The 13,337-nt window shown below is 36.1% G+C and carries 9 protein-coding genes; 5 read left to right on the top strand and 4 right to left on the bottom strand.

The window, feature by feature from the left end; genetic code table 11:
- The 3 genes from ABXT71_RS04935 to ABXT71_RS04925 are packed head-to-tail and all read right to left on the bottom strand — an operon-like array spanning position 1 to position 4,441.
- Positions 1–729, bottom strand: coding sequence for a polyphosphate polymerase domain-containing protein (locus tag ABXT71_RS04935; protein ID WP_415372741.1), 729 nt, complete (start codon positions 727–729; stop codon positions 1–3).
- Positions 704–3,748, bottom strand: a complete 3,045-nt coding sequence (locus tag ABXT71_RS04930; protein WP_415372740.1) for a right-handed parallel beta-helix repeat-containing protein — start codon at positions 3,746–3,748, stop codon at positions 704–706. The genes ABXT71_RS04935 and ABXT71_RS04930 overlap by 26 nt, the downstream gene beginning before the upstream one ends.
- A gap of 15 nt (positions 3,749–3,763) precedes the next feature.
- On the bottom strand, positions 3,764–4,441 hold the full coding sequence (locus tag ABXT71_RS04925) for a DUF4956 domain-containing protein (RefSeq protein WP_415372739.1): 678 nt from the start codon (positions 4,439–4,441) through the stop codon (positions 3,764–3,766).
- A gap of 121 nt (positions 4,442–4,562) precedes the next feature.
- On the opposite strand from ABXT71_RS04925, the gene ABXT71_RS04920 reads away from it, so the two are divergent.
- The 5 genes from ABXT71_RS04920 to ABXT71_RS04900 all read left to right on the top strand — a co-directional run bounded on the left by ABXT71_RS04920 (position 4,563) and on the right by ABXT71_RS04900 (position 11,806).
- A complete protein-coding gene (locus tag ABXT71_RS04920) occupies positions 4,563–5,282 on the top strand; it encodes a sulfotransferase family protein (RefSeq protein WP_415372738.1) in 720 nt (239 codons plus the stop codon).
- Complete coding sequence (locus ABXT71_RS04915; protein WP_415372737.1) at positions 5,282–6,178, top strand: aminotransferase class IV; 897 nt, start codon at positions 5,282–5,284, stop codon at positions 6,176–6,178. Before ABXT71_RS04920 ends, ABXT71_RS04915 begins: the two co-directional genes overlap by 1 nt.
- Positions 6,179–6,671: 493 nt before the next feature.
- Positions 6,672–9,887: an ice-binding family protein gene (locus tag ABXT71_RS04910; RefSeq protein ID WP_415372736.1), complete on the top strand. Its 3,216-nt coding sequence runs from the start codon at positions 6,672–6,674 to the stop codon at positions 9,885–9,887.
- Positions 9,888–10,246: 359 nt separating this feature from the next.
- Positions 10,247–10,492 (top strand): hypothetical protein, encoded by a 246-nt coding sequence (locus tag ABXT71_RS04905; protein WP_415372735.1) that lies wholly within the window; start codon positions 10,247–10,249, stop codon positions 10,490–10,492.
- Between the two features lie 264 nt (positions 10,493–10,756).
- Positions 10,757–11,806 (top strand): proline iminopeptidase-family hydrolase, encoded by a 1,050-nt coding sequence (locus ABXT71_RS04900; protein WP_415372734.1) that lies wholly within the window; start codon positions 10,757–10,759, stop codon positions 11,804–11,806.
- Positions 11,807–12,155: 349 nt separating this feature from the next.
- On the opposite strand, the gene ABXT71_RS04895 is transcribed toward ABXT71_RS04900, so the two are convergent.
- Positions 12,156–13,223, bottom strand: a complete 1,068-nt coding sequence (locus ABXT71_RS04895; RefSeq protein WP_415372733.1) for a Rossmann-like fold-containing protein — start codon at positions 13,221–13,223, stop codon at positions 12,156–12,158.
- Between the last annotated feature and the right edge of the window lie 114 nt (positions 13,224–13,337).

The raw sequence follows: 13,337 nt of genomic DNA, 5'->3' as shown, positions 1-13,337 counted from the left end.
TTATCTATTAAACAAATCTATTCCTCTTACGTACTTAGAATTCTTAGAGAGCCTGACCGGGAAGTATTGAGTTAAATCACGACTTTCATCGTCATGTGCTCTTTCGTATTTTAACTCCAAAACAATATCATCTGCCTTAACATTCGTGTTTAAAAATGCATCTGCCTTGGTATTATAAAAACCCATATTATAATCTAAAGTGATTCTAAAACGCTCGCAATGAGATAAAAAATACCTCCTTTCATAGGTATTATACAATGCGGGTTCAAGTTGTCGCAGGTTGTTATAAAGTGTCAAGTTCTCTTCCGCGAGTAATTGAGCCTCTATTATGTCTTGTGCTCCTAAGGCCTTCGTCTCCTTTAAGTCAAATGAAGCACCTTTTAATTTATAAGAATATTTATCTCCAGTCTCCCCATACTTCTTTTTAATCTCAAAAGTAGGATTAGACACTTGTGTAAAATTATCCCCATACCATCGCAATCTATACTTCTCGCGATTGGCGTCACCCGCCACGTTCTGTCTGTAAAAACTCATATTCTGGTCATCAAAATATATATTATTTACAGTTCTCCGATGAAATATTTCTTTAAAACAAAACGGGTTACACAAAACGACATTTGCCAAAATATCTTCTAAGAGCATACCTTCAAAAATGAATTTACGCTCAAATCTAAGACTATGGTATGAGAGATCCTCTTCTGTATTACTTACTGCTTTTGCCATATTCATTACCGTACATTTGATCAATCACCTTGTTAGAGACAGTGGGCATTAGTATATCATCAATGATAAGCCTCGACTCTCGTTCTATCAAATAATTAGTTTCATTATTGAGTTGAGATATTCTATTAATTGTAATAGACGCCGTCCCGTATTCTGGTTTTTTCTGAAATGCCGAAAACCCGAGACGTGTATTATTTAAAGTGACATCAGTAAAACTAATGGTAGAAAAATCTTTACTCACAATCCCTATTTCACCATTTTCTACAGTAATATTATTTCCTGACATCGTACTCGCTTCACCAGCACTTATACCTTTATCTGAAGGATTTTGAATAAGCACATTTTCTAATATCAATTGTGAGCCAGAAACATCTACACCATCATTACCTGAATTATAAAATTGGCAGTTTTTTATCAGCCCAGAGACAAAATCTCCATCAAAAGAATCTGAAAAAGTGTCGTAAAATTGAGAGTCCTGCAAAGTAAATTCTGATCGTATAATGTTTAGCGCGTCTTCACAGCGATTATTTTTGAACTGGCTATTAGTAATCGTCACATCACTCTCGTGAAAATTCACTGCACCAGAAACTTCCCAAAGCTCATTATTTGGATTTGATAAGTTTGAAAAAATACAATAGTTTAAAATAGATTCTTGATCAACGTCTGTGATAAATAGACCACCACCTGTATTGCTTGTTGAAGTAAATGAAATAGGGTTGGTTTGAGTGCCTTCGGCAATAATGCGCGATTTTGAAATAAATGACGCGTTAGAGCTTAGGTCTAACATAAATCCTGGCTCAATAGTAATCGTATATCCTGCCGGAAAGTTTAAAGTTTCTGCGGTAGCGTAGGTGCCACTTTTAAATAAGATCGCCTTATTTAAAGAGTCTATGGCTACAAAAGGAAGATGCACGTAATTGGCTTGTTTTATCTTTTTATATAAAGCAATGCTTGCATTTATATCCTGACTATTACCAAAAGAGTTGATAGCATACGCCCTAGGGAAATCTGTGTTTATTATTTGAGCTTCGAGACGAAGATCTCCAATATCATTAGGATATTGAAACCCTCCTTTTTGGTTTTTTTTTGAAACAAAAGCATTATTAAATGCCTCTTTCAATGGAATAGCGACCACCAACGTGGCATATTCTGGTATTATTAGAGATTCTGGCAGCATATCCAACCGTTTGCCGTCTTTATGATTAAGACTTCTTATTTCTACAGGGAATTGTGTGATGTTTGTCACTTCTATTTTCAACTCTTTTTTAGAATGCTCGATAAGCCCCGAAATAATTATTTCAGAAGGATAAACGGTTTTTTTTATAAAATTGCTATTATACTCTAATATTGACGGATTAAAATTGAAATAGCCGTATGCATCCTTTATTAATTTTGAAACACTATTTAGCTCGCCTCCATATTTATTTATGATACTATTTAAATATTTTTGACTACTGTAATGACTCAGCTTTTTTGCCAAATTCTCTTTATAAATCTCATCGCCTTCATAAAAAGGGTAGTGTTTAATTTCCGTTTTTTTGAGACCCGGATTTGAGTCAAAACTCACTGGCTCTAATTTGTTCGTAATAGGATTGAAGTATATTCTCAAATTGTGCCATACCAGGGCATGGTCACAACCAAAGAGGTTTGCAATGGCAACATATGTTGTGAGTTTATCTATATCAAATACCTCAGAGAGTTTGTATTTCCCATCCCTTAAACCTTCCAATAAATCCTTTGCCACAAATAGTTGCTTTGACAATTTTGGGTCTGATAATACCTTATTTTCATTATATACCTTTATCGTTGCATTCTTAAATGAACTTGGGCCATAATAATCCAACGCAGCCTGGCCTAATCCCAAACGCACCAATTGTTCTTTGTCCTTCCAAAAAAGATCTTCATCAAAACCCAATATGATTCCTTCTCTTTTTTTGTTGTTTTCAATTAATATTTTATCAAAAGATTCTTCTAATGCCATGATACCATTTGTAATAGCGTTTTCTCCTTCAACATGAATATTAAAATTAACAAACTCGTATCTGAGGCCTATTATATCTTCATCTTTTATCACCTTATTAAACAGCCATTCCCATTGAAAATGTCTTGTTTTAGGATGTTGTAATGAGAATTTACGCATTCCTAGCACTGTTTTACCTTCCTTTATAATCACACGATAAGACCACTTATCCTTCCCGTTTAAATGATCTGTCCAATCCCCTTTTAATCTAAAGTCGGTATTTATTGTAACGCCAGAGTTGAGGCTTATTTCACCTTTTATGTAATCATCATCATTTGTTAATAGGATGCCAGTCTTTAATGCGGCCTCTCTTTTCACTTTAATTTGGTCAAAAGAGTTTTTCTTTGTGTAGATGTCAATTCTGTTTACTTTATATTCCTTATTTGAGACAGCATCCTGTAAAGAAACTTTTTTTAAAAAACTAATAATTTTTTCACTAGGCACTTTAATTTTATTTGCATCAAGGCTCCTTCCAACTCCAGCAGAAAAACGTCCTACATTCAAGTAATCTATTTCGTTAAAAGGAACGTACGCCTCCTTAAAAACATCACTGGATAATGTTTTTTTGAAAACATAATAATCACTCCCGTCCATAGTAATCTTTTCTGGATCCTCTTTTTCAGAATAGGTAATATTGAAAAATTCACTTTTAATTAAAGAAGTATCTTTTAGAAAAATATGAATAAAGAACATATCTGTTCTTTGCTTTCCTATTGGCTTTTCTTTGTATACAAATGCTAGCTTTGATTTGTCTTCATCTACTAATGCAAAAATGCTCACATCACTATCGTTGTAGAGATGCTTCTTGTCATCAATTAAGTTTTTGACATCAAAACCCGTAGTAGCAATATAATTGCGATCATCTGGATTATTAGAAGATGGGACGTCATCATCGTTTTTTTGCATTGCAAAAAAACCAACTAAAAACACAAGCACTAAAATGATAAAAAGGGACAGGGAGATAAACCCTATATTACTTTTTCGTGACGTTTTTTCTATTTTCATTTGCTCTAGTTTTGACTATAGCGTATTATCTATAAAGGTAACTGTTGCTTCTTTTCTTGTGTCCATAATCCCATCTTGTATCGCATTAAGATCATTCAATGAAGAAACTTTTACCAAGAAATTTAAATCAACATGGCTATTTGCGTAGTTGATACGCTTTACCTCCAACTGTGAAGAATTCTTTTGAATTATAGCAGCTATATTTTTAGTGATTGTCGTCTTTTCGTCATCACTGCAATCTAAACTCACTAATAGATTTTGAGTGATCGAACTTTTAAACGCGTTCTTTTTAAACAGCGCTACAATTAATAATAACATAGCAAAGCCTATACCAGTAGGTACCACCTGGTTGGCCGCCATCCCAAGACCTATTGCAATCGCCATAAAGAAATAACCCAATTCTTCTGGCTCCTTAATAGCGGTTCTAAAACGAACAATAGAAAGTGCACCTACAAGACCAAGCGAAAGCGCCAGTGAAGATTTTACAATGGTAATAATGATAAATGTTGTAATCCCAACAATAACCAGCACTTTTGCTAACTGCCCACGATTAGAAATAGAATTACCAAATCTGCTGTAGAAGAACGACAAGATTAAGAGCATCACCGCACAGATCACAATATTTAAAATATAGCTTGTGAGGCCCAATGTAGTATCAAAAGTACTACCAAACTGACTTAATAATTCTTCCATTACCTAGGTTTTTTTAGGGTGTTATTAGTTGCTGCAAAGAAATGGATTTTTAATTAAAATGCCACCCAATGTTACCGCTATATTAACTTTAAGTACTATTATTTTTAGTATTTTTAAATAAATGAAAATAATCAACCTCATCGCTGGCCCGCGCAATCTCTCTACGGCCTTAATGTATTCATTTGCAGAGCGCAAAGACACGACTGTCCTAGATGAACCATTTTATGCTTATTACCTCAGTCACGCAAAAGTAACCGTCGCACATCCTGGTGAGGCAGAAATATTAAAATCATTACCCCATAGTAAAGAATCTGTCATACGTTTAATTAATGCTGTTAAGACAGACATCAGGTTTGTAAAAGGGATGGCCCACCATATCTTAGAAACACAGCCCACATTTCTGTTTCCCTGGACAAACATCATCCTTATACGGCATCCAGAAAAGCTGCTCGCCTCGTTCTCAAAAGTGATAGAAAACCCAAGCATCATAGACATAGGCATTAAAAAGGCTTCGGAAATTTTTCAGTTTTTACAATTGCACGGTCATACACCATTAGTCATAGATAGCGATGAACTCCTTAAAAGCCCTAGCCGGTATCTCAAAAAAATGTGCGAACATCTAAAAATTCCTTTTTCCGAAGCAATGCTCAGTTGGGATCCAGGCGGCAATCCAGCAGATGGTGTTTGGGCCTCACACTGGTATAAAAACGTTCATAATTCTAGTAGCTTTGAAGTTCAAAAATCGAGCAGTCAAAAGATGCCTGCACATTTGCAGCCAGTACTAGATGAAGCGCTTACTTATTACACGATTCTAAAAAATAATATTTTAATCAACGATTAATGCTACAAGAACAAAACCCAAAGAACGACAACATACAAGTATATATCAAGGATAGATTATACCATCGCGACGAAGCAAAAATTTCTGTTTTTGACAGTGCCGTGCAAGGTGGTGATGCGGTCTGGGAAGGATTGCGCGTTTATCCGGAAGGTGTAGTCTGTCTAGACAAACACTTATCTAGGTTACATGCCAGTGCAAAGACCCTTGCGTTTACAGATATCCCAAGCAAGGCAGTTATTAAAAAAGCCATAAAGCAAACCCTCGATGCAAACGGAATGAACGATGACGTCCACATAAGGCTCACACTCACCAGAGGCACAAAAATAACAAGCGGGATGGACCCAAGGCTAAATCAAGATGGTTCTTGTCTTATTGTCCTTGCAGAGTGGAAACCCTTAGTCTATGATAATAAAAGCGGCATCAAAGTATTAAGTACAAGCCAGCGACGTAATGCGCCTCAGTTTCTGGATAGCAAGATTCATCACAACAATTTATTAAACAATATCATCGCAAAAATACAAGCAAACGTAGCAGGAAAAGACGCAGGCTTGATGCTGGATGACCGTGGCTTTGTGGCAGAACTCAACGGCAGCAATGTCTTTATGATAAAAGGCGATACCATATACACTCCTTTTGCACATGCCTGTCTCCCCGGCATTACGAGAAATACGGTGATGGAACTTTGCAAGCAGAACGGTATTAAAATTAAAGAAGCAGATCTTTCTTTAAGCGAATTTATAAACGCGGAAGGCGCCTTTGCTACCGGAACCATGGGAGAGCTTACTCCTATGGTAGAGATTGACGGGCGCGATGTACATCGTGATTGTGCCTTGATGGACCGCGTATTAATACTCTTTAAAGAAAACGTTAGAAACTTGTGTGAGCCTTTATCTTAAAAAGAAGCCTCTCAGTAGAGAGAAGCGTTTATGACTTATAAGAAAAAATATAAACTTTGCCCATTATATCCGGTGCAAGTCGACAAACTCATATGTTCTGGAGATAACCAAAACTGGAAATAATTTAAAATATGCCTTCATTTATTATCCCATTATATACAAAAATTACAATTCAACTTTGACTGTTTAAATTTCGAATCTAAACCAAAGTATAATTAATTGTTTTGGCCCCTACTCTAATAGAACAGGGGTTACATAACTCATTCAAGTTAGGCATTAGTCATTTCCAAAAAAAACACGCTACCCCTTTATTCTGTAAAAAAGACAGAATAAATGAGATGTATTAACCTACTTAATATTAAAGTTTCTAAGGATGAAAAAAACCACTCGTCGACGGTTACTAACCCCCGAACGCTTTCAATGGTGCGTCAATCGAAAAACTAAAAAAAGGGGCTGTCTGAAGTATACTTTTATACCATAAATTAATTATACCGTGAAAATAATAATACTATCTATCGCAATCGTCGCAAGTTGTTTTACTGCAATAGCTCAAAATAAAATGTCTGGTTCAGATTTCGATTTTGCTACAGCTGCAGATTTTATTTTGTTTTCAGGATCTGGGGCTGTTGCAAATACTGGGGTTTCTACGATAACTGGAGATGTAGGTTCTCATATAGGAGCGATATCTGGCTTTGATGCACCTACCATTCTGAACGGAACTATAGAAAATGCCAACTCGATTACGCTACAAGCCTCTTTAGATTTAGCAGCGGCCTGTATTCAAATTCAAAATACACCAGTAACAATAACAGACCATAGTACGATTTACGGAAGTGTTGCTGGGGAGACTATTTATCCTGGAGTGTATTCTACAGGAGCAGCTACATCTATTCTTGGAACTCTAACCTTAGATGCTCAGGGAGATTCTGATGCGCTGTTTGTTTTTAAAATAGGCGGAGCGCTTTCTTCAGTTGCTGGGTCAGAAATTATTTTGATTAATGGCGCTTCATCTGATAATATTTATTGGATTGCCGTTGGTGCGGTTGGCCTGGGTGCAAATGCGACTATGGCTGGCACGTTTATAGGATATCCAGGTGCAGTTGCACTGGGAGCTGGAGGAGCCCTAGACGGAAGGTTATATGCTACTGTTGGTGCGATCGCAATTAGTGGATCTGTTGCAACAATCCCTTCTACCAGTATTCCTTTTGATGTCGATTTTGGAGCTTTATTATTTCAGGAGAATGATGTATTTGCGATTGATCTCGCATCAGGAAATTCTTATGAAATTGCAACCGATATTACACCAGGCAACATAAATGCAACGGGTTATAATCCAGCAGACGGATATATCTGGGGAGCTTTAAGTTCACCAGAAAACACCATTGTTCGTATTGGCAAAAATTTTAATACAACTAGTTTTTATATAGATGAATTGCCAGTTAGCACTAGCACCATTGGAGATGTAAGTGCAGACGGCATCTATTATTTAAAAGGAGATGGCACCACTTACTACACCATAGACCTTGATCCAAATTCTGCAAATTACGCGCAACACGAATCGACAGAGGTTTTATCTCAAGACATAGATATTGATCATTGGGCATTTAATGCTGTTGATGGATATCTATACACCATAGAAAAAAACTCCAATATTTTATACCGCATTGATTCTTTAAATGGTAACATAGAAGCAATAGGAGAAGTGCCTATCTTATCAGGATTAACCTATACTTACGGGGCCGCCTATTTTGATGCAGAGGGCCGTTTTTACGTTTCAGCAAATGAAACAGGAACCATATATGCGATTGAAAGTGTACAAAACTTAACAGAAAATGATTCTATAGATTCTAAGTTATTTTCCTTCGGACCCTCAAGTTCTAATAGTGATGGTGCACGTCGCCCAACAGAAGATGTGCTTCAAGAAATTTGTGATAATGGAATAGATGATGATGGTGACGGACTTATAGATTGTGAAGATCCTTCGTGCTCCACTTTTGGTGATTGTACTAGCGATAATTCTGAATCTTCTGGAAGTAATGACGGTGGTTTAGAAAGCAATAACAGGTTGTCTGAGCAGATTAATAAGCGTAATTTTTATCGTGCAAAAAATGGATATGCATTTGACAGAAATGCTGCAAGAAGAATAACGAAAAAAGGTAATTATACCCAACGTAATTCTAGCTTTAGTTTAGAAGACTTTATTCCCCTAGATGTTATTAATGAAGATGAGGTCATTGACGCTTCTCCCTTAGATTTAGTGAGCATAACAAATGCTACTGAGGTTTATGGTGTAGACTATTTAAAAAACAATACATCAATTGCTTCCATTCTAATACTAAAAACTGAGAACGGTGTGTATGAACATACCAAATACATTTGTGATCGATTATTAGGAGCTGAGCTAATCTCAGTAAATACAATTAATATCAACGGACAATCGTTCATTAAATCTATTATCAAAAATACAGATGGCACCAATGAGTTTGTATTAAGCTTATCTGCGAAGGCGGTAAATAATGATGAAAATTTTGCCATAGAGAGTCACTGGAACCTCGATCAATACGAACAGGATGTTATCTTTTACAACTTCCAAATATGGACAAACGAAGTTGATGATTTATTCTTACTCGGTCAAGAAGTCCTAAACTTACTGGAAGCCCAAAAATTAATTTCGACATATCATAACTCAACACCACCAGCAGTGTTTGTTAGAAAAGGGATGTACTATAACGGTGCTTTAGATCTGCAAATTATCAATGTAAATGCCACGGAAACAATAAACTTTGACGCGAGTTTTAGAGCCACTGAAACCAGTGATTTTGAAACGATGAACACTACAGTAAACTTAAACTCACAATACATTACAAACCTGCAATTAGAAACTGGAAACTTATTTGATATTGGTTTTAGAATTGGTGATGGAATTGCAACTCCAGATGATATATTTATGTCTGATGGCCCTTGGGGAATTGATTATTCATCAGGAAACACGACCATAGAGAGCTATGCAATTTTACCCAACGATTTCACTTTTGAGACTACAGACTTTCCAATAGAGCGCAATGTGATTTTAACCGCAACAACTAATAGCTATTTAGCTGCTTACAGAGCACTCACGCCTAGGTTTCAAGCAGTAGATTTAAGTGATTACAACAGCCTGCAATTTAGCGCAAAAGGAACCGGTAATTTAGAAATCACATTTGTAAAAGCAAGTATTTCTAACTGGGAAGATCAATATAAAAGCACCATTACTTTAAGTGATGTGTCTCAAAACTATGTCTTAGCAATAGCAAATTTTGAATCTGAAAATGGAATAAATGTAGTATTGAGTGATGTAGTTACCCTAGTGTTTACAATGGTAAATGAAGATGGCACTTTGACTACAAAAGAATTAACACTCGAGAACCTGCGCTTGTCTCAACAAGCATTATCTATAGCAAACTTAGCGCAAGAAACTATTAAAATAGCGGCATCACCGAACCCGGTAACAACAGCCACAACGATACAGTTTACAACGGAACAAATAGAAAAAGTACGACTTGCAGTCTATGATCAATTAGGTAAAACAATTTTTCAAACAACACATAGCACCACACCTGGCAAAAATGTAATTCCCTTAAATTTAAACAACCTAAGCAAGGGTGTTTATTTCTGTAAAATTATAAGTGAAAAAACACATTACAAGACCATAAAACTAATCGCGAGATAGTTTTTTTACAACTTCTTCGGAAGTAAGAAAATAGTTGCAGACCAACAAAAAGCAGAATGTATTTATACAAGCTTAAAACACCAATCTCGTTCAGCTTATTTAAGTACGGAGGAAATATTAATTAATTTAATGAAAAAAGCACGTATTGAAGCAAGGTGACGAAGCCATATTAATCTCAAATTTTATCGAAGATAAAAGAGTTAAATCGTGTCTCTTTCCTCAAATAGCACACTTGCTTTAATACAATATGGTGATACAGCCTGACAAGTACCATACAGTTCTGTAAAAGCTATTTCAAGTATACAGCAATACCCACTTGTATATGGGTTGATTTTTAACGAAACGAAATAAAAGAAATTATGACACGAATTAAATTAGAAAAAATTGCGCAGTTGATGTTTGATGTTTGGAGTGAAAGCGATAATCTTACAAACCCTATAATGGCTGGAGAATATATTGCAAAAGAACTGAGCCAAGCAATAAATTCAACTATATTAAGTGTTGCTGCACCCCTTGATTGTGAATTAGACGGTTTTACCATACAAGGTGAACCCAACGATGAGCAATGTAATTCTCGTAAGTGGATGAATGATAGGGTAAATTAATATTTCACTAGCCTATAAATAGAACCCTTAACGCATTCTTTTGTGTATTCTATCTAATACCCTAATACAACTATTTTAAAAAGATTAAACCTACACCACGCATCATTAATTACCTGGTTATAAAACAGATACGCTTTCCAAAAACCATCCAGATTCATAGATTTTCTATCTATAATTTATTACATTAGTCGTTCAAGCAGGTAACAATAAAATGTTAACCGTAGCAGTTCATAAAACACGAAGCACTAATTAAAATAGAAAATCATGAAATATACAATAGCATCCGTATTCCTTTCATTGCTCCTCATTGTGAGCTGCACAGATACTAAGAAAGACCAAATCGTAAAGGCCGAAGCCAGCGGTTATTTTGATTACTCAAACAGCGATGACCAAGCGACAGGCGGCATTAAAATGATTCCTATCAAAACCGAAAAAGGCACCTTTAATGTCTACACAAAACGGATGGGAAACAGTCCTACCAAGCGTGTGCTCCTGCTTCATGGAGGTCCCGGAGGTACGCATGAAGAATTCGGAAATTTTGACGGCTATCTTCCTAATGAAAATATTGAGTACATCTATTACGACCAACTCGATTCTTATTATAGCGACAAGCCTAACGATTCTACGCTCTGGACTACAGAACATTATGTGGAGGAAGTAGAGCAAGTAAGAAAAGCCCTAAACCTTGATAAAGATAATTTTTACCTTCTTGGACAATCTTGGGGTGGGATATTAGCGATGGAATACGCCCTAAAATATCAAGACAATTTAAAAGGACTCATCATTTCAAATATGATGTCAAGTGCTCCAGAATACACTAAATATGCTAATGAGGTGTTAGGCCCACAGATGGATCCGGCTGTGCTAAAAGAAATTATGGATATAGAAGCAAATAACGATTTTGATAATCCGAGATATGGCGAACTTCTAATGACTAATTATTATATAAAGCATATTGTAAGAATGCCTTTAGAAAAATGGCCTAAATCTGTCAACTTACTTTTTCAACATCTAAATCCAAATATCTATGTGTACATGCAAGGGCACAGTGAGTTTGGAATGACTGGTAACGCAACCTTAAAAGATTGGGACGTGTCAGATAGACTCAAAGAAATTAAAACACCCACCTTAATGCTTGGCGCCAAATATGATACGATGGATCCAGAATATATGGCGTGGATGGCGACAGAGGTGCAGAACGGCAGAAGTGTCACTACTAATGGAGGCCACTGTTCACAGTTTGACGATCCTGCAAACTACTTTGCTGGATTGATAGATTTTATAAAAGATGTAGACACAGGAGAATTTAAATAAACCAACCTAGAAGCGCTGTATAATAAAATGCGTCTGGCATTTTATTTTCTTCATTTCTTGTCAAAATTAAATCACCAAGCAGAATACCGCAAAAAGTCAATCTATAGCTCAAAAAAAAGGACCACTACTAATTGGTGCTGGTATGGCATAAGAAATGTGGTAGGTGCTTTTTAATATCGATGCAGAATTGTGCTTTCATTTCACAAGAGACAGCCTAGGAAATTTAACGGAACTTCATAAAGGCACACCTCAATTTATAGGCGCAAAACTAGCGATTCAATAAAACTGCAGAATAATAAACGGGTGTATGCACGACGCTATTAAGAGCGTCACTTCACGACGGCAACGTTTAAATATGTGTCAACAGCCAAAGTTGCACTTCTTCTTCAGCACGCCAATGCTGATCTCGCTTTGTACTTGTAGAAGCAGCACTTACATTTTTCTTATATTGTTTCTCTAATTGAAACCTTTTGCCCTCGGCTAATTCTGTTTCAATAGGATGGTCTTTTGTCACCTTAGAGATTTGCGCTAAGTTTGAAAATATGACCACCAGTTTTCCCTCTGGTAAAAGACGCTTCTTTGCTTCCGCAAAAAATTCTGGAAATAATTTTTTATTATAATAAATCGCATCATCTATGCTCCCAGAATTTTCTGAACCCGGTAACCAAGGCGGATTAAACACAATCAATTCGGTTTGTTTCTCCCAAGCACCAAAAAGATGTCCAAAATCCAGCTCAATCTTTCGGGATAGTTTTGTGGTTCCCATAAACTCCCTTAGTCCAAAAATTGCATTAGGGTTGATGTCCGTTGCAAATACCTTCTGAAATTGATGCTGCACCATTTGTAAAGACAATACTCCGCAACCTACGCCTACATCTATCGCTGTTTTTTTAGGTCCTTTATACCGTTTTAACCAATTGTCAAAAAGTGTTAAATGTTCAAAACGCGTAGGAAAATAAGTTCCGTAGTAAGGATGCAATTTGTTACGCAACACAGGAATAGAAATCCCATTTTTATACCATTGCCAAGCGCTATTTAATCCTTGTATTTGAGGAAAGGTCAAACAGAAATGATTATTCTCGGGATAAAATTTCTGCAACCAGCCAATGCTTGGTGACTTCTGTGCGCTTATATTTTGATCAATAATTTCTAATAAAACTAAGTTTGAAAGCCTAGCGTATTCTGCGCGATATTCTCGCTGCTCCTTAAAAGATTTATTAGGCAACTTTTGTTTTAAATACTTATGAATCTCCCGGAGAAGCGACAAGCCATCTTTATAAAAATCACTAATTAATATTGACTTACCTTGTACTAAGTCTTCAATGATTCCCTTGATATCAGCTTCAGCGTCAAACAAAATTTGATTTTCATCTATCGCGATCGGGGCAGGCTTATTTATATTTGTATCGGTATTCATGTATCGTTTTCCTTTTTTGATAATATAAGTAATCCTTTTTTGCCAAAACGGTGAAAAGGAACAAATAGTGTCATTTTGTTAGTTGCTATTTTTTGCAGATAATTTCACAATCCC

The organism is Patiriisocius sp. Uisw_047 (assembly GCF_047730165.1).
Taxonomy (GTDB): domain Bacteria; phylum Bacteroidota; class Bacteroidia; order Flavobacteriales; family Flavobacteriaceae; genus Patiriisocius.
Note: the sequence above shows the minus strand (reverse complement) of the source record. Positions and strands in the feature narration are given on the sequence as shown.